The organism is Streptomyces sp. TG1A-8 (assembly GCF_030499535.1).
GTDB lineage: Bacteria > Actinomycetota > Actinomycetes > Streptomycetales > Streptomycetaceae > Streptomyces.
Genome location: NZ_JASTLB010000001.1, coordinates 1,357,210 through 1,382,653, shown reverse-complemented (window position 1 = coordinate 1,382,653; position 25,444 = coordinate 1,357,210). Strand labels below are relative to the sequence as shown.

The window sequence follows — 25,444 nt, the reverse complement described above, 5'->3', positions numbered from 1 at the left end:
TCACGCCTCCGGAATCTCGAACGTGCTGGTGCGCCGCATGCCGGCGGCGCGCCCCTTGCCCGCGATGACCAGGGCCATCTTGCGGCTGGCCTCGTCGATCATCTCGTCGCCGAGCATCGCGGAGCCCTTCCTGCCGCCCGCCTCGGACGTGTAGTACTCGTACGCGTCCAGGATCAGCTCGGCGTGGTCGTAGTCCTCCTGGGAGGGCGAGAAGACCTCGTTCGCGGCGTCGACCTGACCCGGGTGCAGCACCCACTTGCCGTCGAAGCCGAGCGCGGCGGCCCGGCCGGCGACCTCGCGGAAGCCGTCGACGTTGCGGATCTGCAGGTAGGGGCCGTCGATCGCCTGGAGGTCGTTGGCGCGGGCGGCCATCAGGATCTTCATCAGGATGTAGTGGTAGGCGTCCGCCGGGTAGCCGGGCGGCTGCTCGCCCACGACGAGCGACTTCATGTTGATCGACGCCATGAAGTCGGCCGGGCCGAAGACGATCGTCTCCAGGCGCGGCGAGGCCTGCGCGATGGCGTTGACGTTGTTCAGTCCCCGCGCGTTCTCGATCTGCGCCTCGATGCCGATGCGGCCGACCTCGAAGCCCATGGTCTTCTCGATCTGCGTCAGCAGCAGGTCCAGGGCGACCACCTGCTGGGCGTCCTGCACCTTGGGCAGCATGATGCAGTCGAGGCGGGGGCCGGCGCCCTCGACCACCGTGACGACGTCGCGGTACGTCCACTCGGTCGTCCAGTCGTTGACCCGGACCACGCGCGTCTTGCCCGTCCAGTCGCCCTCGTTGAGGAACTTGACGATGGTGTGCCGCGCCTCGGGCTTGGCGAGCGGCGCGCAGGCGTCCTCCAGGTCGAGGAAGACCTGGTCGGCGGGCAGACCCTGGGCCTTCTCCAGGAAGCGCGGGTTGCTTCCCGGGACCGCCAGGCAGGAGCGGCGCGGACGGAGGCGGTCGGCGGGGCGTGCGGCGGAGCCGCTCCCGGCGGTGGCGGCGGGCGGGTGGGCGGTCATGCGGGGACCTCCAGGGGGTCGAGCTTGTTCGCTTTCCGGATCTCGTCCACGATGCGGCCGATGATGCCGGTGATGTCGAAGTCCTTCGGGGTGAAGACCGCGGCCACTCCGGCGGCCCGCAGCTCCTCGGCGTCACCGCCTGGGATGATGCCACCGGCGATCACCGGAATGTCTGTGGCGCCCGCCACACGCAGCCGCTCCAGCACGTCCGGCACCAGCCGGGCGTGCGAGCCGGAGAGGACGGACAGGCCGACCGCGTGCACGTCCTCGGCCAGGGCCGCGTCCACGATCTGCTCCGGGGTGAGCCGGATGCCCGGGTAGACCACCTCGAAGCCGGCGTCGCGGGCGCGGACGGCGATCTGCTCGGCACCGTTGGAGTGCCCGTCCAGGCCCGGCTTGCCGACCAGGAAGCGCAGCTTGCCCACGCCCAGCTCGCGTGCGGTGGCGTCCACCGCGGCCCGGACCCCGGCCAGCGCCGAGCCGGCCCCGGCGGTGACGGCCACCGGCGCGGAGGAGACCCCGGTGGGCGCCCGGTACTCGCCGAACACCTCGCGCAGGGCGCCCGCCCACTCGCCGGTCGTGACCCCCGCCCGGGCGCACTCCAGCGTGACCTCCATCAGGTTGTCGGTGCCCCTGGCGGCCTCCTTCAGCCGCTCCAGCGCCTTGCACGGGCGCGGGTGGTTGAAGGGCGGCTGGTAGCGGGTCTCCCGCCAGTGCCGCAGCGCCTCGACGACCTGGGCCTCGACCGCCGGGTCCACGGTCTGGATCGCGGTGTCCAGGTCGGCCGTGAGGGGGTTCGGCTCGGTCCCCTCGAAGATGTTCACGCCGACGATCCTCTCCTGGCCGGACTCGATCCGCGCCCGCCGTTCGGCGTGCGAGGCGACCAGCCGCGCCTTGAGGTAGCCGGACTCGACCGCGGCCATCGCCCCGCCCATCTCCTGGATGCGGTCGATCTCCGCGGAGCAGTCCGCGACCAGCTGGTCCACCTTCGCCTCGATCACCTTCGAGCCCTCGAAGATGTCCTCGTACTCCAGCAGGTCGCTCTCGTAGGCGAGCACCTGCTGGATGCGCAGCGACCACTGCTGGTCCCAGGGGCGGGGCAGGCCCAGCGCCTCGTTCCAGGCCGGCAGCTGCACGGCACGTGCGCGCGCGTCCTTGGAGAGGGTCACGGCCAGCATCTCCAGCACGATCCGCTGGACGTTGTTCTCCGGCTGGGCCTCGGTCAGGCCGAGCGAGTTGACCTGGACGCCGTAGCGGAAGCGGCGCTGCCCGGGGTCCTCGATGCCGTACCGCTCCCGGGTGATCCGGTCCCAGATGCGGCCGAAGGCGCGCATCTTGCACATCTCCTCGACGAAGCGGACGCCGGCGTTCACGAAGAAGGAGATGCGGGCCACCACGTCGCCCATGCGCTCCTCGGGCACCTGGCCGCCGTCGCGGACGGCGTCGAGGACGGCGATGGCGGTGGACATCGCGTACGCGATCTCCTGCACCGGCGTGGCCCCGGCCTCCTGCAGGTGGTAGCTGCAGATGTTGATCGGGTTCCACTTCGGGAGGTGGGAGACCGTGTACGCGATCATGTCCGTCGTCAGCCGGAGCGAGGGCCCCGGCGGGAACACGTGGGTGCCCCGGGACAGGTACTCCTTGACGATGTCGTTCTGGGTCGTGCCCTGGAGCCGGGTGACGTCCGCGCCCTGCTCCTCCGCGACGACCTGGTAGAGCGCCAGCAGCCACATGGCGGTGGCGTTGATCGTCATCGAGGTGTTCATCCGTTCCAGGGGGATGTCCTGGAACAGCCGGCGCATGTCACCGAGGTGCGAGACGGGGACGCCGACCCGGCCGACCTCGCCGCGGGCGAGGACGTGGTCGGGGTCGTAGCCGGTCTGCGTCGGAAGGTCGAACGCGACCGACAGGCCGGTCTGGCCCTTGGCGAGGTTGCGGCGGTACAGCTCGTTGGACGCCTCCGCCGTGGAGTGGCCGGCGTAGGTGCGCATGAGCCACGGCCGGTCCTTCTGGCGCTCTGTCATCTGAGGCCCTCAGGTGTTCCGGAAGCGGTTGATGGCGTCGACGTGCCGGGCGCGCATCTCCTGGTCGCGCACGCCCAGGCCCTCCTCGGGGGCGAGGCACAGGACGCCGACCTTGCCCTGGTGCAGGTTGCGGTGCACGTCGTGGGCGGCCTGGCCGGTCTCCTCCAGGGAGTAGACCTTCGACAGGGTCGGGTGGATCCGCCCCTTGGCGATGAGGCGGTTGGCCTCCCAGGCCTCGCGGTAGTTGGCGAAGTGCGAGCCGATGATGCGCTTGAGGGACATCCACAGGTAGCGGTTGTCGTACTCGTGGTGGTAGCCCGAGGTGGACGCGCAGGTGACGATGGTGCCGCCCTTGCGGGTGACGTAGACGGAGGCGCCGAAGGTCTCGCGGCCGGGGTGCTCGAAGACGATGTCGACGTCCTCGCCGCCGGTGAGCTCGCGGATGCGCTTGCCGAAGCGCTTCCACTCGCGGGGGTCCTGGGTGCTGCCGTCCTTCCAGAACTTGTAGTCCTCGGCGGTGCGGTCGATGATCAGCTCGGCGCCCATCCTCCGGCAGATCTCGGCCTTCTGCTCGCTGGAGACCACGCAGATGGGTGTGGCGCCGCCGGCGAGCGCGAACTGGGTGGCGTAGCTGCCCAGCCCGCCGCTCGCGCCCCAGATCAGCACGTTGTCGCCCTGCTTCATCTGGGCGCCGTTGCGGGAGACGAGCTGGCGGTAGGCGGTGGAGTTGACCAGGCCCGGGGCGGCGGCCTCCTCCCAGCTCAGGTGGTCCGGCTTGGGCATGAGCTGGTTGGACTTCACGAGCGCGACTTCGGCGAGGCCGCCGAAGTTGGTCTCGAAGCCCCAGATGCGCTGTTCGGGGTCGAGCATGGTGTCGTTGTGGCCGTCGGAGGACTCCAGTTCGACGGACAGGCAGTGCGCGACCACCTCGTCACCGGGCTTCCAGGCGTTGACGCCCGGCCCGGTGCGCAGGACGACGCCCGCGAGGTCGGAACCGATGACGTGGTACGGCAGGTCGTGGCGCCTGGTCAGCTCCGAGACCTTGCCGTAGCGCTCCAGGAACCCGAACGTGGACAGCGGCTCGAAGATCGAGGTCCACACCGTGTTGTAGTTGACCGAGGAGGCCATGACGGCCACCAGCGCCTCGCCCGGGCCCAGTTCGGGCACCGGGACCTCGTCCAGGTGGATCGACTTGCGGGGGTCCTTGTCGCGGGTGTGCAGGCCCGCGAACATCTCCGTCTCGTCCTTGTGCACGGTGATCGCGCGGTAGGACTCGGGCAGCGGCAGGGCGGCGAAGTCGGCCGGCGTGGAGTCGGGCGACTGGATCGCGGCCAGGATGTCCTTCATGGTCACGGTGGTGCCTCCGGCGGTGTGCGCCCTGAGGGAGGGGCGCTGGGGGTATGCGTCGGTGCTGCTGGGGTGGGTGCGGGGTGCCGTCGGTTCGGCGGGGTGGTGCTTCGGCAGCGCCGGGTCGGCGCGGGAGGTTGCCTGTGACGCAGGCGTCCGGGCGCACGGGCCGGGGCCCGCGGGGACAGCCGTCGCGCGAGAGGTCGCCGCGCTCCGGCCGCCCGGACACCTTCAACGTATGACACCGCGTGTCAGGTGACAAGGCACTGAGTGCCAGAAGTTCATCTCAGATGAAATCTTTACGCAACAAATGAGCGATGATCGATCGAGCGGCCGCGGAAATCCCCCAGCAAACAGCCCCTGACATGCCAGAACGGCCACCCGGGCGGGTGGCCGTCGTCACAGGTCGGGCGGGCGCTCAGCGCTCCTTCAGGGCCTTCTCGATGGTCCGCATGACCTCGTGCAGCGGGGCGTCCGTGCGCGCCACGGTCACCAGCACCTCCCCGTGCGCGGACACCGCCGCCGGGGCGCCGGCGGCCGGCTGCGCGGCCGGGCCGCGCCCGGCGCCGATGCCGGTGCCGAAGGTCCGGCGGACGATGGCGAAGGCGTGGTCGAGCTGTGCCTCCACGTCGCCCTGGCCGTCGGCCCGCAGCCAGCGCCGCAGCACGTGGTTGTGGGCGGTGACGACGGCGGAGGCGGCGACCTCGGCCAGCAGCGGGTCGTCGTTGGCGTCGTCGGCGTGCGCGCGCTCGTCGAAGTGGCCGAGGAGGTAACGGGTGAACAGGCGCTCGTAGCGGGCCACGGACGCGATCTCGGCCTCGCGCAGGGTGGGGACCTCGCGCGTGAGCTTGTAGCGGGCGACCGAGATCTCCGGCCGGGCGGCGTACATCCTCATGACTTCCTTGATGCCGCGGCACACGGTGTCGAGCGGGTGCTCGTGCGCGGGGGCGGCGTTGAGGACCGCCTCGGCACGGATCAGCGTGTCGTCGTGGTCCGGGAAGATCGCCTCCTCCTTGGAGCGGAAGTGGCGGAAGAAGGTCCGGCGGGCGACCCCGGCGGCGGCCGCGATCTCGTCGACGGTGGTCGCCTCGTACCCCTTCGTCGCGAAGAGTTCCATCGCGGCGGCGGCCAGCTCCCGGCGCATTTTCAGCCGCTGGGCGGCGGCGCGGCCGCCTGCGGCGCTCTCCGGCGCGTCGGGCGTGGCTGGGGTACGGGAGGACTTGGCGGACTGGGGCATGCCCCGAACGTACTGCATGTGCGCAGCTCGGTGCGCAGGTCCGGAGCATCCGCCGCCCCCCGGGGGCGGGGCGGCGCCGGGCCGGGCGGGGGGCGCCCGCCCGGGTCCAGCAGTCCGCCCCGGTCCGGCGCCGCGTGGGACCGGTCGCCGGCGCCCTCAGCGGCGGGCGTGCTCGCGGAAGCCGCGGCCCGTCTTGCGGCCGAGGCAGCCCGCGGCCACCAGGTGCTCCAGCAGCGGGGCCGGGGCGAGCCCCGGGTCCCGGAACTCGCGGTGCAGCACCTTCTCGATGGCCAGTGAGACGTCCAGGCCGACCACGTCCAGTAGTTCGAAGGGGCCCATCGGATAGCCGCCGCCCAGCTTCATCGCCGCGTCGATGTCGTCCGGGGAGGCGTAGTGCTCCTGGACCATCTTGACGGCGTTGTTGAGGTACGGGAACAGCAGCGCGTTCACGATGAACCCGGCCCGGTCGCCGCAGTCGACCGCGTGCTTGCCGATGGTGCGGCAGACCCCGCGGGCGGTGGCGTGGACGTCGTCGCCGGTCAGCACCGTGCGCACGACCTCGACCAGCTTCATCGCCGGGGCCGGGTTGAAGAAGTGCATGCCGATCACGTCCTGCGGGCGCGAGGTGGCCCGGGCGCAGGCGACGACCGGCAGCGAGGAGGTCGTGGTGGCCAGGACCGCGCCCGGCTTGCAGACCTCGTCCAGCGTCGCGAACAGCTGCCGCTTGACCTCCAGGTCCTCGGCGACCGCCTCGACGGCCAGGTCGACGCCGGCGAACGCGTCGTAGGAGCCGGCCGGGGTGATCCGGTCCAGGGTCCCCGCGGCGGCCTCGGCGGTCAGCCGGCCCCTGTCGACCGAGCGCGCGAGCGACGCGCCGACGCGGGCCCTGGCGGCCCGGGCCTTGTCCTCGCTGCGGGCGGCGAGGACCACCTCGTACCCGGCCTTGGCGAACACCTCGGCGATGCCCGAGGCCATGGTGCCCGAGCCGGCGACGCCCACGGAGCGCACGGGACGGCCGGGGCCCCCGGGGCCGGTGGAGGCGGGGGTCAGGGCGTCGGCCACGACCGCGGCGCTGCCCGGTGCCTCGTAGGTGTAGAAGCCGCGCCCGGACTTGCGGCCGGTCAGGCCCGCCTCGCTCAGCTGCCGCAGGATCGGGGCGGGCGCGTGCAGGCGGTCGCGGGACTCGGCGTACAGGGCCTCCAGGACGGTGCGCGCGGTGTCGACGCCGATCAGGTCCAGCAGCGCGAGCGGGCCCATCGGCAGGCCACAGCCGAGGCGCATCGCCGCGTCGATGTCCTCCCGGGAGGCGTACTTGGCCTCGTACATCGCGGCGGCCTGGTTGAGGTAGCCGAACAGCAGCCCGTCGGCGACGAATCCGGGCCGGTCGCCGACCGCGACCGGCTCCTTGCCCAGTTCGAGGGCGAGGTCCGTGACCGCGGCGACGGCCTGGGGCGCGGTCAGTACGGACGAGACCACCTCGACCAGCTTCATGGCCGGCGCCGGGTTGAAGAAGTGCAGGCCCAGCACGCGTTCGGGGTGGGCGGAACCGGCGGCCAGCCGGGTCACCGACAGGGCGTTGGTGCCGGTGGCGAGGACGGTCCCGGGGCGGACGACGCCGTCCAGTTCGCGGAAGACCCGCTGCTTGAGCTCGTACGACTCCGGGACCACCTCGATGACGAGGTCGGCGTCGGCGGCCGCCGCCAGGTCGGTGGCCGTGCGGAAGCGGGCCAGGGCGCCGGCGCGCTCCCGCCCGGTCAGCCGGCCGCGCTCCACGGCACGGGCGGTGGCGGACTCCAGGGCGGCGACGGCCTTCGCGGCCTGGGCCGCGCTGGTGTCGATGCCGATCACCTCGCGGCCGGCCTTGGCGAGGACCTCGGCGATGCCGGTGCCCATGGTGCCCAGGCCGACGACGGCGATCGTCTTGAGGGGGGACGGAGGGGTGTCGGACAGGGGAGCGGCCATCGCGGGACTCCAGGAATGAGGGTGACGACGAGGAACGCGCCGGGTGCGCCCGAAGGCGCGCGCCGGAGCGGGAAGGGGTGCGGGTGTTGCCGGGCTGCGAGCGCACACGCCCGGTGCCGTGGGTACGGGCGCGCACACGCCCGCGAACGGCGGATTCCGGCCGGCCCTGTCCCGGGGCCGGGCCGTACTGCGGTACCGATGTACCGAACCGACCAGCGCCCACGACGGCTGCGTCACCAAACCGTCGTCAGCGGACACGCGAGTGGGTAACCCGCTCGTCTGAGCTTAACCGGCGGGTAACGAGCGCGCCAGCCCCCGGACTTTGTGATGTAGCTCCCCCGGCCGTCCCCGCCCGCCTACGCTGGTCCCCGTGAACGAGGAGTGGCGGTCGCTCACCGAGCGCCTGCGGCAGGAGTCGCAGGGCGGCGCGGGCTACGAACGGCTGGTGGCGACGGAGGACCACGACGAACTGGCCGAGGTGCTCGTCGCGCCCGGACAGCCCCTGTGGGCCCGGGAACTGGCCGCGTTCCGGCTGGGCGTCGCCGGCGACCGGCGCGCCTTCGAGTCCCTGGTCCTGCTGCTCAACCACCGCGACCCGCCCCGCTGCGCCGCCGCCGCCCACGCCCTCGCCCGCCTCGGCGACCCGCGCACGGCCCGCGCCGCGGCCGCCCTCGCCACCAACGAACTGCGCGTCGCCTACGCCCTGCACCCGGTACGCCTCCTGGTCGCCCTGCGCGCCCCCGAGGCCGTGCCCGCCCTGATCACCACCCTGGAGCGGCGGCTGCGCCCGCACGACCCCTACCGCCGGGTCGCCCTGGCCTGCGTGGAGGGCCTGGGTGCGCTCGGCGACCCCCGGGCCCGGCGCGTGCTGAACGAGGCCCTCGCCCATCCGGCCCTGGCGCAGGCGGCCGTGCGCGCGCTGGCGCGGATCCCCCAGCAGCAGTCCGGCTGACGACCCGTCAGCGGCCCGTGTCCCTGGCGTACCGCACCTCGGTCACGGGCACGCCGTCCACCTCGAAGGCCTCCTCGGCGCCGTCCGCCCGGAACCCGGCGCTCTCGTAGAACCGCCGGGCGCGGACGTTGTCCCCCACCACCCACAGCCGCATGCGGGGGGACCACGCGCACCGGGCGTCCGCCGCCGCCAGCAGGGCCCGGCCGATCCCCTCGCCGAGGCGCGCGGGATCGACGTAGAGCGCGTACAGCTCGGCGTCCCCGGTGCGCGCGGCACCGTCCCGGTACGGCCCGTACGCCGCCCAGCCGACGACCTCGCCGCCCCGCTCGGCGACCAGGTCCCCCGCCGGGCCGTCCCCCTGCCCGAACCGCGCCCGCCGCCGCCCGGCGTCCGCCGCGGCGCTGAGCCCGTCGAGGTACGCCTGCGGCATGAGGCCGCGGTACGCGTGCTGCCAGCCCCGGACCCGGATCCCGGAGACACGGTCGCAGTCGGCGAGGGCCATCGGACGGATGCGGGGCGGCGGGTGCTCCATGACGGCACTGTAGGCGGCCGGGGGCCGGGGCCGCCCCCCGTTTGCCGGCCGGGGGCCGGGGCCGCCCCCCGATTGCCGGCCGGGGGCCGGGGCCGCCCCCCGTTTGCCGGCCGGGGCGCCGGGTCAGCCGCGGAAGCCCAGCAGGTCGTGGAGGGCGGCGCCGGACCGCGACGTCCCGGCGGACTTGGCGGTCAGCGGCCCGGGGTCGGGGGACTTCGGGCACACCGCGTCGGCCGTGCCGTGTCCGCGCGGCACCTCGCCGGTGGTGAGGTAGGCCGTCAGGTACCGGTCCAGGCAGGCGTTGCCGCTCAGGGTGACGCCGTGGTTGCCCCCGCCCTCCTCGACCACCAGGCCGGAGCCGGCCAGCAGGCGGTGGACCGTCACGCCGCCGGCGTACGGGGTCGCCGCGTCCTCGGTCGCCTGGAAGAGCAGCGCCGGCGGCAGTGCGTCGTTGGCGATGTCCACCGGTGGCAGGGCGCCGGTGGGCCAGAAGGCGCACGGCGCGTTGTACCAGGCGTTGTTCCAGGACGCGAAGGGCGCCTTCGCGTGCACCACCCAGGTGTCCCGCCGCCAGCGCGACCAGGCGCGCGGCCAGGCGGCGTCGCGGCACTGCACCGCCGTGTAGACGCTGTAGCCGTTGTCGCCCGAGGCGTCCACGGCCCCGAAGCGCTCGTACGCCTTCACCAGCGGCCCGGGGTCCCGGTCGCGGACGTAGGCCGCGAACGCCTCGGCGAGGTGGGGCCAGTAGCCGTTGTAGTAGCCGCCGGGCATGAAGGTGTCCTCCAGCTCGGCGGCGCCCACCCTGCCCGCGGCCGGCCGCTTCGCCAGGGCCGCCCGCATCGCGTACCACTGCGCCTCGACCCGCTGGGGGTCCCGGCCGAGCCCGTACGCGGAGTCGTGGGACGCGATCCACGCCATCAGCGCGCGGTGCCGGTCGCCGAAGGCCAGGTCCTGGCCGAGGTTGTCGTCGTACCAGACGCCCTCCGGGTTCACGACCGAGTCCAGCACCAGGCGGCGCACCCGCTCGGGGAACAGCTTCGCGTACACCGCGCCGAGGTAGGTGCCGTAGGAGTAGCCGAGGTAGTTGATCCGCCGGGCGCCGAGGGCCTGCCGGATCGCGTCCATGTCCCGGGCCGCGTCCACCGTGTCGACGTGCGGCAGGACGTCCGCGTACGCGCGCCCGCAGGCCGCGGCGAACGCCCGCGCGCGCTCCAGGTCCGCCCGTTCCAGCGCGGGCGTGGCCGGCACGGTGTCCGGACGCACCGGCCGGAAGTGCCCCGGCGCGCAGTCCAGCGCGGGCGTGCTCCTGCCGACCCCGCGCGGGTCGAACCCGATCACGTCGTACTGGGCCGCCACGCTCCGGGGCAGCGCGGCGGCCACGAACCCGGCCAGCGCCAGCCCGCTGCCGCCCGGGCCGCCGGGGTTGACCAGCAACGGCCCCTGGGAGGTCTTCGCGGTGTGCGGGACGCGGGACAGGGCGAGCGTGATGTGCCGCCCGGACGGGCGGGTGTGGTCCAGCGGCACCTTGAGGGACGCGCACTGCAGCGCCGGGTGGTCGTCGGTGCCGCACTCCTTCCAGGCGAGCCGCGGCACGGGGGCGGGGCCGGCGGCCCGCGCGGGGACGGCCGCGAGCGATCCCGCCACCACGGCGGCGGCCGCGCACAGCACGGCTGCGCGTGTTCTCATCTGTCCTCCCGGGACGATGCGGCGAGAACCGCGAGGGCCGCGGTTCTCGCCGCATCGTCCCGGCAACGGGGGCCCGCGGAACCCGTTCCGGTCGTACGTGACCCGATCGGGCCGGGGGATGCCCCCGAACGCGCTCAGACGGGGGTGAGCCGGGGCGGCCCGGGCCGGGCCGGGGGATCCGGCGTCACCGGCCGGATCCGGCGGGCCGGGCCCGCGCGCGTGGGCCCGATGCCGTATTCCCGTGCCAGCTCGTGCACCTGACGGGTGATCCGGCGCTGGTACCACCTGGGCGCGTAGGCGCCCTCCGCGTACAGCCGCTCGTAGCGGCGCACCAGGTGCGGGTGGTGCCGGCCCAGCCAGGCCGTGAACCACTCCCGGGCGCCCGGCCGCAGGTGCAGTGCCAGCGGTGTCACCGAGGTGGCCCCGGCCGCGGCGATCGCCCGCACCGTGGCCCGCAGCTGGGCCGGGTCGTCGCTCAGGAACGGGATGACCGGCGCCATCAGCACCCCGCAGCCGATGCCGTGCCGGACGAGGGTGCGCACGACGTCCAGGCGGTGCTCGGGCGCCGGCGCGCCGGGCTCCACCGTGCGCCACAGCGCGGGGTCCGTGAAGCCGACGGAGACCGAGATGCCCACCTCCGTCGCCCGCGCCGCCCGGGTCAGCAGGTCCAGGTCGCGCAGGATCAGGGTGCCCTTGGTGAGGATCGAGAACGGGTTCGCGCGCTCGGTGAGGGCCGAGACGATGCCCGGCATCAGCCGGTAGCGGTCCTCGGCGCGCTGGTAGCAGTCGACGTTGGTGCCCACCGCCACGTGCTCGCCCTGCCAGCGTGCGGAGGCCAGCTGGCGGCGCAGCAGCTCGGGCGCGTTCACCTTGACCACGATCTGGGTGTCGAAGTCGAGCCCCGTGTCGAGGTCCAGGTAGCTGTGCGTCCTGCGCGCGAAGCAGTACACGCACGCGTGCGAGCAGCCCCGGTAGGGGTTCACCGTCCACTCGAACGGCAGGCGCGAGGCGCCCGGCACCCGGTTCAGGACCGAACGGGCCCGCACCTCGTGGAAGGTGGTCCCGCGGAACTCCGGCGTGTCGAAGGTGCGGGTGGTGACGGCGTCCGCGCCGAACAGCGCGGCGTCGGGGGCCCGGCCGTGGCCCTCGGGCTCCCCGGACGCTCCGGACCCGGCGGTGAGGTTCTCCCAGCGCATGACGCCTCCTCAGTAGCACTTCCCACACAATAGAACATGTGTTCCCATGATCGTGCGGACCCCGATTTGGGCGGGTGGAGGCCGGGGTGGTTGGCTTGTCCCAAGCCCGAGCAACGAGGTCCTGGAGGAACGCAATGGCGCAGGTCGAGGCCACTACGGAGCGGGTCGTCGCGGCGGACGCGGAGAAGGTGTTCGACGCCCTCGCCGACTACCGCGGCACGCGGCGCGAGCTGCTGCCCGAGCACTTCAGCGAGTACGAGGTGCGCGAGGGCGGCGACGGCGGGGGCACCCTCGTCCACTGGAAGCTCCAGGCCACCAGCAAGCGGGTGCGCGACTGCCTCCTGGAGGTGAGCGAGCCCACCGAGGGCGAGCTGGTCGAGAAGGACCGCAACTCCTCCATGGTCACCACCTGGCGCGTCACCCCGGCCGGCGAGGGGAAGTCCCGCGTCGTGGTCACCACCACCTGGAAGGGCGCCGGCGGCATCGGCGGCTTCTTCGAGAAGACCTTCGCCCCCAAGGGCCTTGGCCGGATCTACGACGCGGTCCTCGCCAACCTCGCCGCACGCGTCGAGGAGTAGCCGCGACGGTCCCCGGGAGGAACCCGTTCCACAGCCCAACTCCCGGCTGGTGAAGGGGTGTTGCGCGCACGTCGTGCCCCTTCACCGGTTCGGGTGGATTCCGGTTCGGACCGGGATCGTGCCGTAACTCGCCGTACCTGTTCACAGTTGACGCCTTGCGCGGGACTTGTGTGACGGGTGCGACGAGGGGAGCGGCACGTGGGCGGGACGACTCTGGTGCGGGACGAGCCGGTCACGGCACCACCCGGGAAGCCCGCGCCACCGGCCGGCTCGGCCGGCCCGGCCGAGCCGGACGCGCGCCGCGTCCGGCTGGTCTTCGTCGGACTCATGCTCGCCCTGCTCCTGGCCGCGCTGGAGCAGATGATCGTCGCCACCGCGCTGCCGAAGATCGTCGGCGAACTGCACGGCCTGGACAAGATGTCCTGGGCGATCACCGCCTACCTGCTCACCTCCACCGTCGGCCTGCCGCTGTACGGCAAGCTCGGCGACCTCTTCGGCCGCAAGGGCGTCTTCCAGTTCGCCATCGTGGTCTTCGTCGCCGGCTCCGGACTGGCCGGACGCGCGCAGAGCATGGACCAGCTGATCGCCTTCCGCGCGGTCCAGGGCGCCGGCGCCGGCGGCCTCGTCATCGGCGTCCAGGCGATCATCGCCGACATCGTGCCTCCCCGGCGGCGCGGCCGTTACATGGGTCTGATCGGTGCCGCCTTCGGCCTGGCCTCCGTCGCCGGCCCCCTCCTCGGCGGCTACTTCACCGACCACCTCTCCTGGCGCTGGTGCTTCTACATCAACGTCCCCTTCGGCCTGGTCACCCTCGCCGTCGTCACCGCGGTGCTGAAACTGCCCAGGCCCGCGTCCCGCGCCCGCCTCGACGTCCCCGGGGCGGTGCTGCTCGCCGCCGCCTCCACCTGCCTGGTGCTGCTGACCAGCTGGGGCGGCACCGAGTACGCCTGGGACTCGCGGCAGATCCTCGGCCTCGGCGCGGGAACCGTCACCGCCACCGCGCTCTTCCTGGTCGCCGAGCGCTTCGCCGCCGAACCCGTCATCCCGCTGCGGCTGTTCCGCGACTCCGTCTTCACCGTCTCCGGCCTGGTCGGCCTGGTGATCGGCGTCGCCCTGTTCGGCGCCGCCAGCTACCTGCCGACCTTCCTGCAGATGGTCGACGGGGCCAGCGCCACCGAGTCCGGGCTGCTGATGCTGCCCATGATGGCCGGCATCGTCGTCGCCTCGATCGCCAGCGGCCAGCTCATCAGCCGCACCGGCCGCTACAAGGCCTACCCCGTGCTCGGCGGCGCCCTCGCCGCCACCGGCATGTGGCTGCTGTCCCGGCTGCGGACCGACACGCCCCGGCTGCACTACAGCGTCTGGATGGCCGTCCTCGGCGCCGGCATCGGCCTGGTCATGCCCGTCCTGATCCTCGCCGTGCAGAACTCCGTGCGCCCCGCCGACCTCGGCACCGCCACCAGCGCCAACAACTACTTCCGGCAGATCGGCGGCAGCGTCGGCGCCGCCGTCTTCGGCACCCTCTTCGCCGGCCGCCTCAACGACGCCCTGCGCGCGCGGGTCCCGCCGCACACGGGCGTCCGGCTGCCCGACCCCGAGTCGCTCACCCCACAGGTCGTGCACGCGCTGCCACCGGCCCTGCGCGACGCCTACATCCGCGCCTACGCCGACGCCATGCCCCGCATCTTCCTCTACCTCGTCCCGGTCCTCGTCCTCGGCCTGCTCATCGCCCTCTTCCTCAAGGAGACCCCCCTGTTGAACAGCGCAGCGCCCCACAACGCCCCCGCTGCCGGACGGGAGAGCGCGCCGCCGAGCGCCGCCATCCCGCGGGCGCGCACGGCACACGCCGCCGGCATCGCCGTGTGCGGCACGGTCCAGCACCCCGACGGCACCGTGGTGCCCCGCGCGGCGCTCACCCTCATCGACGTCGCCGGACAGCAGATCGGACGCGGCGCCAGCGGCGACGACGGGCGCTACGCGCTCGCGACCCCCGGCTCCGGCTCCTACGTCCTCATCGCCGCCGCCGCCGGCCACCAGCCGCAGGCCGTCTCCGTCACCGTCGGCGAGCGCCCCGTCGAACTCGACGTCGTCCTCGGCGGCGCCGGACGCCTCGCGGGCAGCGTGCTGACCGCCGACGGCACCCCCGTCCGGGACGCCGCCGTCACCCTCACCAACGTGCACGGCGAGGTCGTCGCCTCCACCCGCAGCGGGCGCGAGGGCGGCTACGTCATCACCGAACTGGTCGCCGGCGAGTACACCCTCGCCGCCAGCGCCCCCGCCTTCCGCCCCGCCGCGCTCCCCGTCACCGTCCAGGCCTCCCGCGAGACCCGGCAGGACGTCGAACTGGCCGGCGGCGCCGTGCTGAAGGGCACCGTCCGGGCGAGCGGGGGCCGTCCCGTGGAGGACGCCCGCGTCACCCTGCTCGACGCCGCCGGCAACGTCGTGGACACCCTCACCACCGCAGCGGACGGGGCGTTCCGCTTCGTGGACCTCTCCTCCGGCGAGTACACCGTCATCGCCGCGGGCTACCCGCCGGTCGCCACCGTTCTGCAGGTCGCGGGCGGCGGACGCACCGAGCGCGACCTGCAGCTCGGCCACGAGGACTGACCGGGGGCGCACCGGCGCGCTGGGTTGCGCGCCGGTGCGATCCGGTGGAGCCATTTCCAGGATTGCCACACATCGCGACCGGCCGCCGCCGTACCGTAGTGACGGCGGCACAGATCGTTTGCGAACAGCCGTGGGGAGAGAGGGCCTGGGCCATGGACCGTGGCAGCGAGCGGGACGCACCTCCCGGCCGCGGCGCCTGCGACGCCGCGGCGGGCCGGATTCCGCTGGCCGTGGTGGTCGTCGACCGCGACGGCCTGGTGTCCCACTGGAGCAGCGGCGCACGCCGCTTGTTCGGCATCGGCAAGGAGGAGGCCGTCGGGCACCCCGCCGTGGACCTGCTCCCGGTCTCCGGCGCACTCCCCGACGACCTCGCCGGCGAGGTCGCGCCGGACGCCTACGCCGCCTATGACGCCCACGACGGGCTCGGCCCCGACCTGGAGGCATCCCTGGGCGGCCGGACCGCCTACCCGACCGCGGGCCGCGCCCGCGTGACCGTCCCCGGGAACGCCCGGCCCGCGCCGGAGGCCGGCGCCCCGCGCCTGGACGTGCTGTGGTGGGCCTACCCGCTGGTCGGGCCCGGCCCCTCCCGGATGCTCGTGCTCGCCGCCGACGCCACCAGCCTCCGGCAGGAGCGCGGCTGTGACGACGAGACCGCCGAGCGCATCTCGCCCGGCTTCGCCCGCCACACCGAACTGCCCGCCTCCGAGGAACTCGAACGGCGGCTGCCCGAGATCCTGCCCAACATGGGCCCCGGACTCAGCGGCCGCATCGTCTCCCAGATCCTGGAACTGGGCTATCCGGTGCTGGAGTTCAGCCAGTTCGCCCAGGTGCCCGTCACCCCGTACTGGGGCGTGCCGCGCCGCGCCGGACGCCCGCTGCCCGAGTCCTTCCTGCCCCGGCAGCGGACGGCGGCCGTGGTGCCCGCGGGTGCCGAACAGGACCTGGAGTACGCCGCCGCGCGCGAGCGGCTGGAGTTCCTCAACGAGGTCAGCTCCGGCATCGGCACCTCCCTCGACCTCGGCGAGACCATCCGCGAGGTCACCAGCGCCGCCGTGCCCCGCTTCGCGGACTTCGCCGGCACCCACCTGCGCGCCGCCGTCCTGGCCGGCGAGGGGTTCCCCGACGGTCCGCCGGACGCCAGCACCGTCATGCACCGCGTCTGGGTCGAGCACAACGACGAACCCGGCCGCTGGGACGACACCGTGCCCGTCGGCGAGGCCTTCGCCTTCCCCGAGCACACCCCGTTCTACCGGTGCATGGTCACGGGCGAGCCGGTCCTCATCCCGAGGGTCACCGAGGAGATGGGCAACGACATCTCCGGCGAGTTCGAGAAGCGCGACCTGCGGCCCCTCATCAACGGCCGGTCCCTGCTGATCGTGCCGCTCAAGGCCCGCAACGTCGTCCTCGGCTTCATGGTGCTCATGCGCCGCCCCGACCGGCCGCAGTTCGACGACATGGACCGCACCACCGGCGCCGAACTCGCCGCCCGCGCGGGCCTCGTGCTCGACAACGCCCGCATGTACACCTACCAGGAGAACGTCGCCGACACCCTCCAGGACAGCATGCTCCCGCAGGTCGTCCCGCGCATGGCCGGGTGCGACGTGGCGACCCGCTACCTGCCCGGCACCCGGCTCGGCCGGATCGGCGGCGACTGGTTCGACACCATCAAGCTGCCCGGTTCCCGCACCGCCCTCGTCGTCGGCGACGTCATGGGCCACGGCCTGAACTCGGCCGCCATGATGGGCCAGTTGCGCACCGCCGTGCAGACCATGGCCGCCATGGAGACCCCGCCCGCCCAGCTCCTGCGCAACCTGGACGACCTGGCCCGGCGGCTGGGCGAGAACTACCTCGCCACCTGCCTGTACGCCGTCTACGACCCGATCCGCGGCGAACTCCGCCTCGCCACGCCGGGCACATCCCGCCCGTCCTGGTCCGGGCCGAGGACGGCCGCAGCGAACTGGTCGACCTGCCGACCGGCGCACCCGTCGGCGTCGGCGGCGTCCCGTTCGAGTCCACCGTCATCCCCGTCTCGCCCGGCGACCGGCTCGTGCTGTGCACCGACGGTCTGGTGGAGGTGCGCGGCTCCGACATCGGCGAGGGCCTCGCCGCGCTCTGCGAGTCCGCCGCGCACCCGGCCGCCTCGATGGACGACGCCTGCGACACCATCATCCGCGCCCTCAACACCCGCGGCGGCCGCAAGGACGACGTCGCCCTGCTCATGGCCCGGCTCAACGGCATCCCCGGCGATCACGTCGCCGAGTGGCGGTTCGACGCCGACCCGCGCGAGGTGGCCCGGGCCCGCCGGTCCGTCCGCGAGCAGCTGGAGCGGTGGGGCCTGCCCGAGGCGGTGGAGAACGCGCGGCTCCTCGTCAGCGAGGTCGTCACCAACGCCGTCCGGCACGGCGGCGGGCACCACATCGGCCTGCGCCTGATCCGCGCCGACGCCCTGCTGTTCGAGGTCACGGACGACGAGCCCGCCCTGCCCGCCCTGCTCGGCACCGGCCCGTACGACGAGGCGGGCCGCGGCCTGCGCGTGGTCACCCGCCTGGCCCGCGAGTGGGGCGCCACCACCACCGGGCACCACAAGACCGTGTGGTTCGAGCAGTCCCTCTCCCCGGCCCGCGCCGTCCGCTGACCCCGCGGACGCCCGCGGTCCCAGGTGCGCCCCCGCCCGGCCGGACGGCCGCGCACCGGTGAGGGCGGGCGCCCGCCCCTTGCCGAACTCCCGGCGGTCGCGATATCCCGATCACGCAACCGACCCGTGGGGAGATCGCATGAACGTCTCGGACACCTACCGCAGCGCGTGGGAGAGTTACTGGCGGGAGACCCCCGACACCCGGGGCGAGGCGATCTGGGACGCCGATCCCTCGCTGACCGCCGCACCGCACAGTGAACTGTTCCTGCCGTACGTGGACACCGCGCGCACCATCGTCGACCTCGGCTGCGGCAACGGCACCCAGACCCGCTACCTCGCCACCCGGTTCGCGCGCGCCGTCGGCGTCGACCTCTCACAGGCCGCCATAGAGCACGCCCGCCGCGCCGCGGCCGGTGACCCCGTCGAGTTCCAGCAGCTCGACCTCACCGACACCGGCGCGGTACGCGCGCTGCACACCCGGCTCGGCGACAGCAACGTGTACATGCGCGCCGTCATCCACCAGAGCGAACCGGCCGCACGCCCCGCGGTGGCCGCCGCGATCGCCGCGATCACGGGCACCGGGGGACGCGCGTTCGTCGTGGAACTCACCTCCGGCTCCCGCGAGGTGCTGCGGCGCGCCGCCTCCGGCCCGAACGGCCCGGGGCCCAAGCTGCGCCGTGTGTTCGAGCACGGTCTCAAGCCCGCCGACGCCGACGACGAGGAGATACCGAAGCTGCTGGCCGGGGCCGGCCTGAAGACCCTGGCCAGCGGCGACACCACCCTGCCACAGACCGAGCACCTCACGGACGGCACCCGCATCGACCTCCCGGCCCGCTGGTTCGTCCTCGCGGCCGGGTAGCGCGGCCGGAGCGGGCGGGGCGCCGGTGCGGCGGCGCGTGTCCGTGCCGTAGCCGCCGCCGCGCGCACCGCGTAACGTGCCCGGCATGAAGATCCTCATCAGCGCGGACATGGAGGGAGCCACCGGCGTCACCTGGCCGGCCGACGTACTGCCGGGGACGCCGCAGTGGGAGCGGTGCCGGGCCCTGTTCACCTCGGACGTGAACGCCGCCGCCCTGGGCTTCTTCGACGGCGGAGCCGACCAGGTGCTCGTCAACGAGGCCCACTGGACCATGCGCAACCTCCTGCTGGAGCACCTGGACGAGCGGATCGAGATGCTCACCGGCCGGCACAAGGCGCTGTCCATGGTGGAGGGCGTGCAGCACGGCGACGTGGACGGCATCGCGTTCGTCGGCTACCACGCGGGCGCCGGCACGGAGGGCGTCCTCGCCCACACCTACCTCGCCAACCAGATCACCGGGGTGTGGCTGAACGACGTCCGCGCCAGCGAGGGGCTGCTGAACGCGCACGTGGTGGCCGAGTACGGCGTCCCCGTGGTCCTCGTCACCGGGGACGACGTGGCCTGCGAGGACGCGCTCGGATACGCGCCCGGGGCGCTGAAGGTCGCCGTCAAGGACCACGTGTCGCGCTACGCGGCGGTGTGCCGCACCCCGGCCCGCACCGCCGCCGACATCCGCGCCGCCGCCAAGGAGGCCACCGGACTGGCGGTCCGCCACGAACCCGCGGCGGACGGCCCGTTCACGGTCGCGGTGGAGTTCGACGCCGAGCACCTGGCGCTGGCCGCCACCGTCGTGCCGGGCGTCGCCCGCACCGGAGAGCGCAAGGTGGCGTACACCAGCGGCACCATGTACGAGGGCATCCGTACCTTCAAGGCGGTCACCACGATCGCCTCGGCCGCGGTGGAGGAGCAGTATGGCTGACGAGCAGGCCCTGGACGAGGTCGTCGCGTTCACCTCGGACCTGATCCGGATCGACACCACCAACCGGGGCGGCGGGGACTGCCGGGAGCGCCCGGCCGCCGAGTACGCGGCCGAACGGCTGGCCGGAGCGGGCCTGCAGCCCCGGCTGCTGGAGCGGACACCCGGGCGGGCCAACGTCGTCGCCCGGATCGAGGGCACCGACCCGGCCGCCGACGCGCTGCTCGTCCACGGCCACCTCGACGTCGTGCCGGCCGAGGCCGCCGACTGGAGCGTGCACCCCCTCTCGGGCGAGGTCCGCGACGGCGTCGTGTGGGGGCGCGGCGCCGTCGACATGAAGAACATGGACGCGATGATCCTCGCCGTCGTCCGGGCCTGGGCCCGGCAGGGGGTGCGGCCCCGCCGCGACCTCGTCATCGCCTTCACCGCCGACGAGGAGGCCAGCGCCGAGGACGGCTCCGGCTTCCTCGCCGACCGGCACCCCCACCTGTTCGAGGGCTGCACCGAGGCCATCGGCGAGTCCGGCGCCTTCACCTTCCACGACGGCGCCGGCCGGCGGATCTACCCCATCGCCGCCGGGGAGCGCGGCACCGGCTGGCTGAAGCTCACCGCGCGCGGCCGGGCCGGTCACGGCTCCAAGGTGAACCGGGAGAACGCGGTGACCCGCCTGGCCGCCGCCGTCACCCGCATCGGCGAACACGCCTGGCCGCTCCGGCTCACCCCCACCGTGCGGGCCGCCCTCACCGAACTCGCCGCCCTCTACGGCATCGAGGCCGACCTCACGGACGTCAACCGGCTGCTGGACAAGCTGGGCCCGGCCGCCGACCTGGTCGCGGCGACCGTCCGCAACAGCGCCAACCCGACCGTGCTGGAAGCCGGTTACAAGGTGAACGTCGTGCCGGGAGAGGCCGTCGCCTTCGTGGACGGACGCCATCTGTCGGGCACCGAGGACGAGTTCCGCGCCACCCTCGACGAACTCACCGGTCCGGACGTCGACTGGGAGTACCTGCACCGCGAGGTCGCCCTCCAGGCGCCCCTGGACACGCCGACGTACGCCCGGATGCGGGCCGCCGTCGAGGCGTTCGCGCCCGAGGGACACGTGGTGCCGTACTGCATGTCCGGCGGCACGGACGCCAAGCAGTTCTCCCGGCTGGGCATCACCGGCTACGGCTTCGCCCCGCTCAGGCTCCCCGAGGGCTACGACTACCAGGCGCTGTTCCACGGCGTCGACGAGCGCGTCCCCGTCGACGCGCTGCACTTCGGGGTCCGTGTCCTCGACCGCTTCCTGCGGACGGCCTAGGCGATGGAGGAGGACGAGGTGCAGAGGTCGGCGTACGGTTCCTGGCCCTCGCCCATCGACGCGGCGCTCGCCGCCGCGCACGAGGGGCAGCCGGAATGGGTGGAGTTCGTCGGGGACGAGGTTTGGTGGACCGAGCCCCGGCCCGCCGAGGGCGGCCGGCGCGCGCTGGTGCGCCGCCACGCCGACGGCCGGGAGGAGCCGGTGCTGCCGGCGCCGTGGAACGTGCGCAGCCGGGTCATCGAGTACGGTGGCCGGCCCTGGACCGGGGTGGTGCGCGGGGGCCGGCCGCTGGTGGTCTTCGCGCACTTCGCCGACCAGCGGCTGTACCGCTACGAGCCCGGCGGCGAACCGCGCCCGCTGACCCCGCTGTCCGCGGTGGGCGGCGGGCTGCGCTGGGCGGAACCACGGGTGGACCTCGAGCGCGGCGAGGTGTGGTGCGTCCTGGAGGAGTTCACCGGCGACGGCCCCGGTGACGTCCGGCGCGTCCTGGCCGCCGTACCGCTGGACGGTTCGGCCGCCGAGGACCGCGCCGCCGTGCGCGAACTCACCGACGACCGGCACCGGTTCGTCACCGGAGCCCGCGTCTCGCCCGACGGCCGGCGCGCCGCCTGGCTCGCCTGGGACCATCCGCGCATGCCGTGGGAGGGCACCGAACTGCTGGTCGCCGAGATCGGCGGCGACGGCACCCTGCACGCGGTCCGCACGGTCGCCGGCGGGACGGACGAGGCCGTGGCACAGGCCGACTGGTCACCGGACGGCCGTCTGCTGTACGCGAGCGACCGCGACGGCTGGTGGAACCTGTACCGGGACGGCACCGCGCTGTGCCCGCGCGAGGAGGAGTTCGCGGGACCGCTGTGGAAGCTCGGCCTGCGCTGGTTCGCGCCGCTGGACAACGGGCTGATCGCGGTCGTGCACGGCAGCGGTCCGGCCGTGCTCGGGGTGATGGACCCGGAGTCCGGCGAGGTGGTCGACACGGCCGGGCCGTGGACCGAGTTCGCGCCCGCCCTCGCCGCCCTCGGCGAACGGGTCGTCGCGGTCGGCGCCGGCCCGCGCAGCGCCCACGAGATCGTCGAGCTCGACGTCAGGAGCGGACGGGCCCGGGTGATCGGCGCCCGGCACCGGGACCCCGTCGACCCCGCCCACTACCCCGAGCCGCAGGTCCGCACCTTCACCGGCCCCGCCGGCCGCGAGGTGCACGCCCACGTCTACCCGCCGCACCACCCCGGCCGCGCCGCCCCGGAAGGGGAGCTGCCGCCGTACGTCATCTGGGCGCACGGCGGACCCACCAGCAGGGCGCCGCTCGTGCTGGACCTCGCCATCGCCTACTTCACCTCGCGCGGCATCGGCGTCGCCCAGGTCAACTACGGCGGCTCCACCGGGTACGGGCGGGCCTACCGGGAGCGGCTGCGCGAGCAGTGGGGCGTGGTCGACGTCGAGGACTGCGCGGCCGTCGCGCTCGCCCTCGCCGACGAGGGCACCGCCGACCGGGACCGGCTGGCGATCCGGGGCGGCAGCGCGGGCGGCTGGACCGCCGCCGCCTCCCTGACCACGACCGACGCCTACGCCTGCGGCACGATCGTCTACCCCGTCCTCGACCTCGCCACCTGGGGGCCGGGGGAGACCCACGACTTCGAGTCCCGCTACCTGGAGTCGCTGGTCGGTCCGCTCGCCGAGGTGCCGGACCGGTACACCGAGCGCTCGCCCACCGCGCACGCCGACGGGCTCACCGTGCCGTTCCTGCTGCTCCAGGGCCTGGACGACGTCATCTGCCCGCCCGCCCAGTGCGAGCGCTTCCTCGCCCGGATCGAGGGCCGGGGCGTGCCCCACGCCTACCTGGTCTTCGCGGGGGAGGGGCACGGTTTCCGGCGGGCCGAGACCCTGGTGCGCGCCCTGGAGGCGGAACTGTCCCTGTACGCCCAGGTGTTCGGACTGGACCCGACGCCCGGGGTGCCGGAGGTGAAGCTGACCCCGTGAAGGCGGCCCGGGGAGAGGAGCACCACGAGGACGGCACCGCGAGGAAGACCGCGCGCGGCAGGCCGCGACGGGACACCACACGAAGGACACCGCACGAAGGACACCGCATGAAGGAACTCCTCCGGCCCCGCCGGCTGGCCCCCGGCGCCCGGGTCGCCGTCGTCGCCCCCAGCGGGCCGGTGCCCGAGGAGCGGCTGCAGGCGGGGCTCGACGTGCTGCGCGGCTGGGACCTCGACCCGGTGCCCGCGCCGCACGTACTGGACCGGCACGGCGAGTTGGGCTACCTCGCGGGCCGCGACGCCGACCGTGCCGCCGACCTGCAGCGGGCCTGGTGCGACCCGTCCGTGGACGCGGTGCTGTGCGCCCGCGGCGGCTACGGCGCCCAGCGCATGGCCGACCTGCTCGACTGGGACGCGATGCGCGAGGCCGGACCGAAGGTGTTCGTCGGCTTCAGCGACATCACCGCCCTGCACCAGGCGTTCGCCACCCGCCTCGGCCTGGTCACGCTGCACGGACCGGCCGCCGCCGGCGTCGACCTCCTCAAGAACGCCCGGGCCCAGGAGCACCTGAGGGCCACCCTCTTCGCGCCGGAGACCGTCCGCACCCTGACCGCGGCGGGCCCGGCCCTGGCACCCGGGCGGGCCCGCGGGATCACCCTCGGTGGCTGCCTGAGCCTGCTCGCCAGTGACCTCGGCACCCCCTCCGCCCGTCCCGGTGCCCGCGGCGGGCTGCTGCTCGTCGAGGACGTGGGCGAGCAGCCGTACCGGATCGACCGGATGCTGACCCAGCTGCTGCGTTCCGGCTGGCTCGACGGCGTCGCCGGGATCGGGCTCGGCTCCTGGAGCGGGTGCGGCCCGTACGAGGCGCTGCGGGCGGTCTTCGTCGACCGGCTCGGCGGCCTCGGGGTCCCCGTCGTCGAGGCGTTCGGCTTCGGGCACGGGGCGGGCGCGCCGACCGTTCCCTTCGGGGTCGCGGCGGAACTGGACGCCGGCGCCGGCACGCTGACGCTGGACGAACCCGCGCTGCGCTGACCGGCGCCACCGCGCCGGGGTGCGTGCCGGGGCGCCGGGCCGTGCCGCGTAGTCTGGCCGGATGCCGCACACCGCACCCCGCTACCTCGCCGAGGGCCCCCGGGTGGGCATCCGCTCCTTCACCCCGGACGACGCCGCCGAGTTCACCGCCCGGGCCAGACAGAGCAGGGACCTGCACCGGCCGTGGCTGTTCCCGCCCGACACCGAGGAGGGCTACGCCGCCTACGCCCGCCCGCTGATCGAGGACCCGGCCAGGGCCGGGTTCCTGGTGTGCGAGAAGCACGACGGAGCCATCGCCGGGTTCATCAACATCAACAACATCGTCCGGGGCGGCTTCCAGTGCGGCGCGCTCGGCTACGGCGCCTTCGCCCACGCGGCCGGGCGGGGGCTGATGCGCGAGGGCCTGGACCTGGTGATCAACCACGCCTTCGGACCGCTGGGACTGCACCGGCTGGAGATCAACGTGCAGCCCGGCAACGCCGCCTCCATCGCGCTGGCCCGCGGCGCCGGCTTCCGCCTGGAGGGCTTCTCGCCCGCGATGCTCCACGTCGACGGGGCCTGGCGGGACCACGAACGGTGGGCGCTGACCGCCGAGATGCGCCCGGCCGGCCGGCCGCCCCGGACGACCGGCTGACCGCGTCGAGCGCCGCCCGGCTCAGCCCGTCTGGTCGACGTACTCGAAGACCGAGCCGTCCGGGTGCATCGCGAGCAGGCTGCGGCCCGCCGGGGTCGGCACCGGCCCCGCCACGATCCGGGCGCCCAGGTCGGCCAGCAGCCGGTGGGCCTCCTCCACGTCCTTCACCGCGATCGTCGCCGACACCCGGCGCAGCACCTCCAGTTCGGACTCGGGGCCGCTCATCAGCAGGAAGGAGCCGACCGCGGCGACCTGGACGCCGCCGCGGGCGAAGCGGAGCGCCCCGACGCCCGCCAGACGCTCGTAGAAGGGGACCGCGGCTTCGAGGTCGTCGACACAGATGCGCAGTGAGGCGCCCAGAATCTCCATGTGCACGAGCCTAGTTGGGACGGCCGGACCGGCCCAGACCCCGGTCCCGGGGCCGGCGCCGTTACGCCTCGTGCACCCCGGGTACCCGGGGTCCATGGACCGTTTGGATCACCTGGAACACCTGGACAAGCACCTTGTCGAAGAGCTGGCACAGGTGGCACGTGAGACGGTGCGCGAGGAGCTGCGCGAGCAGACCCGCAAACAGCGCCGCACGGCCATGCTCTACGCCTCCTCGGGCGCCGTCGCCCTGTACGCGGGTGCCGCCCTCGCCCTCGCCCTGGGCCTGGGCCTGGCGGCCGGGTTGCCCGACTGGGCGGCCGCGCTGGTCACCGCCGCCGTCCTGGGCGTCCTCGCCTACGTGCTGCGCGGCGCCGCCCGCCCGAAGCACGGCACCCACCACACCCGCCACACTCGCCCGGAGCACTCCACCGGCCACGTCGTCGGCGGCACGATGCCGGCCGGCCCGCCCAGCGGCCTCGGCCTGCCCTACCCTCCGATGCCCCATGACGACCCGGCCCACCCCGTCGCCGACCCGGACGGCCCCCACCACCGGGCCTGACCCCCGACCGGCAGGACGCCCCGGCCACGGATCACGTG

The 25,444-nt window shown here is 74.1% G+C and carries 20 protein-coding genes and 1 pseudogene; 12 read left to right on the top strand and 9 right to left on the bottom strand.

Going from position 1 to position 25,444, the window contains the following annotated elements:
• The 5 genes from QQY24_RS05650 to QQY24_RS05630 all read right to left on the bottom strand — a co-directional run bounded on the left by QQY24_RS05650 (nucleotide 1) and on the right by QQY24_RS05630 (nucleotide 7,578).
• Nucleotides 1-1,008, bottom strand: a complete 1,008-nt coding sequence (locus QQY24_RS05650; RefSeq protein WP_301971555.1) for a CoA ester lyase — start codon at nucleotides 1,006-1,008, stop codon at nucleotides 1-3.
• Complete coding sequence (locus tag QQY24_RS05645; protein WP_301971554.1) at nucleotides 1,005-3,032, bottom strand: protein meaA; 2,028 nt, start codon at nucleotides 3,030-3,032, stop codon at nucleotides 1,005-1,007. Before QQY24_RS05645 ends, QQY24_RS05650 begins: the two co-directional genes overlap by 4 nt.
• 9 nt (nucleotides 3,033-3,041) lie before the next feature.
• Nucleotides 3,042-4,379, bottom strand: a complete 1,338-nt coding sequence (gene ccrA, locus QQY24_RS05640; RefSeq protein WP_301976155.1) for a crotonyl-CoA carboxylase/reductase — start codon at nucleotides 4,377-4,379, stop codon at nucleotides 3,042-3,044.
• Nucleotides 4,380-4,797: 418 nt separating this feature from the next.
• Nucleotides 4,798-5,616: a TetR family transcriptional regulator gene (locus tag QQY24_RS05635; protein ID WP_301971553.1), complete on the bottom strand. Its 819-nt coding sequence runs from the start codon at nucleotides 5,614-5,616 to the stop codon at nucleotides 4,798-4,800.
• 156 nt (nucleotides 5,617-5,772) lie between these two features.
• Complete coding sequence (locus QQY24_RS05630; protein WP_301971552.1) at nucleotides 5,773-7,578, bottom strand: 3-hydroxyacyl-CoA dehydrogenase family protein; 1,806 nt, start codon at nucleotides 7,576-7,578, stop codon at nucleotides 5,773-5,775.
• A 370-nt stretch (nucleotides 7,579-7,948) separates the two neighbouring features.
• Between QQY24_RS05630 and QQY24_RS05625 the strand changes: the two genes are divergently transcribed.
• Nucleotides 7,949-8,530 (top strand): adenylosuccinate lyase, encoded by a 582-nt coding sequence (locus QQY24_RS05625; RefSeq protein ID WP_301971551.1) that lies wholly within the window; start codon nucleotides 7,949-7,951, stop codon nucleotides 8,528-8,530.
• 7 nt (nucleotides 8,531-8,537) lie between these two features.
• Here the strand turns inward: QQY24_RS05625 and QQY24_RS05620 are convergent, their stop codons facing one another.
• The 3 genes from QQY24_RS05620 to QQY24_RS05610 form a co-directional block, all read right to left on the bottom strand.
• On the bottom strand, nucleotides 8,538-9,062 hold the full coding sequence (locus QQY24_RS05620) for a GNAT family N-acetyltransferase (RefSeq protein ID WP_301971550.1): 525 nt from the start codon (nucleotides 9,060-9,062) through the stop codon (nucleotides 8,538-8,540).
• A gap of 123 nt (nucleotides 9,063-9,185) precedes the next feature.
• Entirely contained in the window at nucleotides 9,186-10,748 is a 1,563-nt protein-coding gene (locus QQY24_RS05615; RefSeq protein WP_301971549.1) for an alpha/beta hydrolase, read from the bottom strand.
• A 134-nt stretch (nucleotides 10,749-10,882) separates the two neighbouring features.
• Nucleotides 10,883-11,944: an Rv2578c family radical SAM protein gene (locus QQY24_RS05610; RefSeq protein ID WP_301971548.1), complete on the bottom strand. Its 1,062-nt coding sequence runs from the start codon at nucleotides 11,942-11,944 to the stop codon at nucleotides 10,883-10,885.
• 134 nt (nucleotides 11,945-12,078) lie between these two features.
• Between QQY24_RS05610 and QQY24_RS05605 the strand changes: the two genes are divergently transcribed.
• From QQY24_RS05605 to QQY24_RS05565, 10 genes and pseudogenes are all read left to right on the top strand, one after another.
• On the top strand, nucleotides 12,079-12,522 hold the full coding sequence (locus QQY24_RS05605) for an SRPBCC family protein (RefSeq protein ID WP_301971547.1): 444 nt from the start codon (nucleotides 12,079-12,081) through the stop codon (nucleotides 12,520-12,522).
• A gap of 198 nt (nucleotides 12,523-12,720) precedes the next feature.
• Complete coding sequence (locus QQY24_RS05600; protein WP_301971546.1) at nucleotides 12,721-15,129, top strand: MFS transporter; 2,409 nt, start codon at nucleotides 12,721-12,723, stop codon at nucleotides 15,127-15,129.
• 152 nt (nucleotides 15,130-15,281) lie between these two features.
• A pseudogene (locus QQY24_RS05595) lies at nucleotides 15,282-17,299 on the top strand (SpoIIE family protein phosphatase); the annotation flags it as partial.
• The gene (locus tag QQY24_RS34700) at nucleotides 17,273-17,764 is read left to right on the top strand and encodes an ATP-binding protein (RefSeq protein WP_367658041.1); all 492 of its coding nucleotides are present in this window, start codon (nucleotides 17,273-17,275) and stop codon (nucleotides 17,762-17,764) included. The pseudogene QQY24_RS05595 and the gene QQY24_RS34700, both read left to right, overlap by 27 nt.
• A 139-nt stretch (nucleotides 17,765-17,903) precedes the next feature.
• Nucleotides 17,904-18,623 carry a bifunctional 2-polyprenyl-6-hydroxyphenol methylase/3-demethylubiquinol 3-O-methyltransferase UbiG gene (locus QQY24_RS05590; RefSeq protein ID WP_301971545.1) on the top strand — a complete coding sequence of 240 codons (720 nt, stop codon included), beginning with the start codon at nucleotides 17,904-17,906 and terminating at the stop codon, nucleotides 18,621-18,623.
• Nucleotides 18,624-18,708: 85 nt separating this feature from the next.
• Entirely contained in the window at nucleotides 18,709-19,542 is an 834-nt protein-coding gene (locus QQY24_RS05585) for a M55 family metallopeptidase (protein WP_301971544.1), read from the top strand.
• Nucleotides 19,535-20,839, top strand: a complete 1,305-nt coding sequence (locus tag QQY24_RS05580) for a M20/M25/M40 family metallo-hydrolase (protein ID WP_301971543.1) — start codon at nucleotides 19,535-19,537, stop codon at nucleotides 20,837-20,839. The genes QQY24_RS05585 and QQY24_RS05580 overlap by 8 nt, the downstream gene beginning before the upstream one ends.
• A gap of 3 nt (nucleotides 20,840-20,842) precedes the next feature.
• A complete protein-coding gene (locus tag QQY24_RS05575) occupies nucleotides 20,843-22,813 on the top strand; it encodes an LpqB family beta-propeller domain-containing protein (RefSeq protein WP_301971542.1) in 1,971 nt (656 codons plus the stop codon).
• 107 nt (nucleotides 22,814-22,920) lie between these two features.
• The gene (locus QQY24_RS05570) at nucleotides 22,921-23,844 is read left to right on the top strand and encodes an LD-carboxypeptidase (RefSeq protein ID WP_301971541.1); all 924 of its coding nucleotides are present in this window, start codon (nucleotides 22,921-22,923) and stop codon (nucleotides 23,842-23,844) included.
• A gap of 61 nt (nucleotides 23,845-23,905) precedes the next feature.
• The gene (locus QQY24_RS05565) at nucleotides 23,906-24,478 is read left to right on the top strand and encodes a GNAT family N-acetyltransferase (RefSeq protein WP_301971540.1); all 573 of its coding nucleotides are present in this window, start codon (nucleotides 23,906-23,908) and stop codon (nucleotides 24,476-24,478) included.
• A 21-nt stretch (nucleotides 24,479-24,499) separates the two neighbouring features.
• Here QQY24_RS05565 and QQY24_RS05560 read toward each other — a convergent pair whose 3' ends face one another.
• Nucleotides 24,500-24,847 (bottom strand): VOC family protein, encoded by a 348-nt coding sequence (locus tag QQY24_RS05560; protein WP_301971539.1) that lies wholly within the window; start codon nucleotides 24,845-24,847, stop codon nucleotides 24,500-24,502.
• A 94-nt stretch (nucleotides 24,848-24,941) separates the two neighbouring features.
• Between QQY24_RS05560 and QQY24_RS05555 the strand changes: the two genes are divergently transcribed.
• Entirely contained in the window at nucleotides 24,942-25,406 is a 465-nt protein-coding gene (locus tag QQY24_RS05555) for a phage holin family protein (protein WP_301971538.1), read from the top strand.
• The last annotated feature ends 38 nt before the right edge of the window (nucleotides 25,407-25,444 follow it).

Excerpts from the sequence above, each read along its gene's own strand:
- QQY24_RS05580 (WP_301971543.1), top strand. The coding sequence starts at position 19,535 with ATGGCTGACGAGCAGGCCCTGGACGAGGTCGTCGCGTTCACCTCGGAC.
- QQY24_RS05560 (WP_301971539.1), bottom strand. The coding sequence starts at position 24,847 with ATGGAGATTCTGGGCGCCTCACTGCGCATCTGTGTCGACGACCTCGAA.
- QQY24_RS05650 (WP_301971555.1), bottom strand. The coding sequence starts at position 1,008 with ATGACCGCCCACCCGCCCGCCGCCACCGCCGGGAGCGGCTCCGCCGCA.
- QQY24_RS05635 (WP_301971553.1), bottom strand. The coding sequence starts at position 5,616 with ATGCCCCAGTCCGCCAAGTCCTCCCGTACCCCAGCCACGCCCGACGCG.
- QQY24_RS05645 (WP_301971554.1), bottom strand. The coding sequence starts at position 3,032 with ATGACAGAGCGCCAGAAGGACCGGCCGTGGCTCATGCGCACCTACGCC.
- QQY24_RS05585 (WP_301971544.1), top strand. The coding sequence starts at position 18,709 with ATGAAGATCCTCATCAGCGCGGACATGGAGGGAGCCACCGGCGTCACC.
- QQY24_RS05570 (WP_301971541.1), top strand. The coding sequence starts at position 22,921 with ATGAAGGAACTCCTCCGGCCCCGCCGGCTGGCCCCCGGCGCCCGGGTC.
- QQY24_RS05575 (WP_301971542.1), top strand. The coding sequence starts at position 20,843 with ATGGAGGAGGACGAGGTGCAGAGGTCGGCGTACGGTTCCTGGCCCTCG.
- QQY24_RS34700 (WP_367658041.1), top strand. The coding sequence starts at position 17,273 with ATGGACGACGCCTGCGACACCATCATCCGCGCCCTCAACACCCGCGGC.
- QQY24_RS05555 (WP_301971538.1), top strand. The coding sequence starts at position 24,942 with ATGGACCGTTTGGATCACCTGGAACACCTGGACAAGCACCTTGTCGAA.
- QQY24_RS05590 (WP_301971545.1), top strand. The coding sequence starts at position 17,904 with ATGAACGTCTCGGACACCTACCGCAGCGCGTGGGAGAGTTACTGGCGG.
- ccrA (WP_301976155.1), bottom strand. The coding sequence starts at position 4,379 with ATGAAGGACATCCTGGCCGCGATCCAGTCGCCCGACTCCACGCCGGCC.
- QQY24_RS05620 (WP_301971550.1), bottom strand. The coding sequence starts at position 9,062 with ATGGAGCACCCGCCGCCCCGCATCCGTCCGATGGCCCTCGCCGACTGC.
- QQY24_RS05615 (WP_301971549.1), bottom strand. The coding sequence starts at position 10,748 with ATGAGAACACGCGCAGCCGTGCTGTGCGCGGCCGCCGCCGTGGTGGCG.
- QQY24_RS05630 (WP_301971552.1), bottom strand. The coding sequence starts at position 7,578 with ATGGCCGCTCCCCTGTCCGACACCCCTCCGTCCCCCCTCAAGACGATC.
- QQY24_RS05610 (WP_301971548.1), bottom strand. The coding sequence starts at position 11,944 with ATGCGCTGGGAGAACCTCACCGCCGGGTCCGGAGCGTCCGGGGAGCCC.
- QQY24_RS05565 (WP_301971540.1), top strand. The coding sequence starts at position 23,906 with ATGCCGCACACCGCACCCCGCTACCTCGCCGAGGGCCCCCGGGTGGGC.
- QQY24_RS05605 (WP_301971547.1), top strand. The coding sequence starts at position 12,079 with ATGGCGCAGGTCGAGGCCACTACGGAGCGGGTCGTCGCGGCGGACGCG.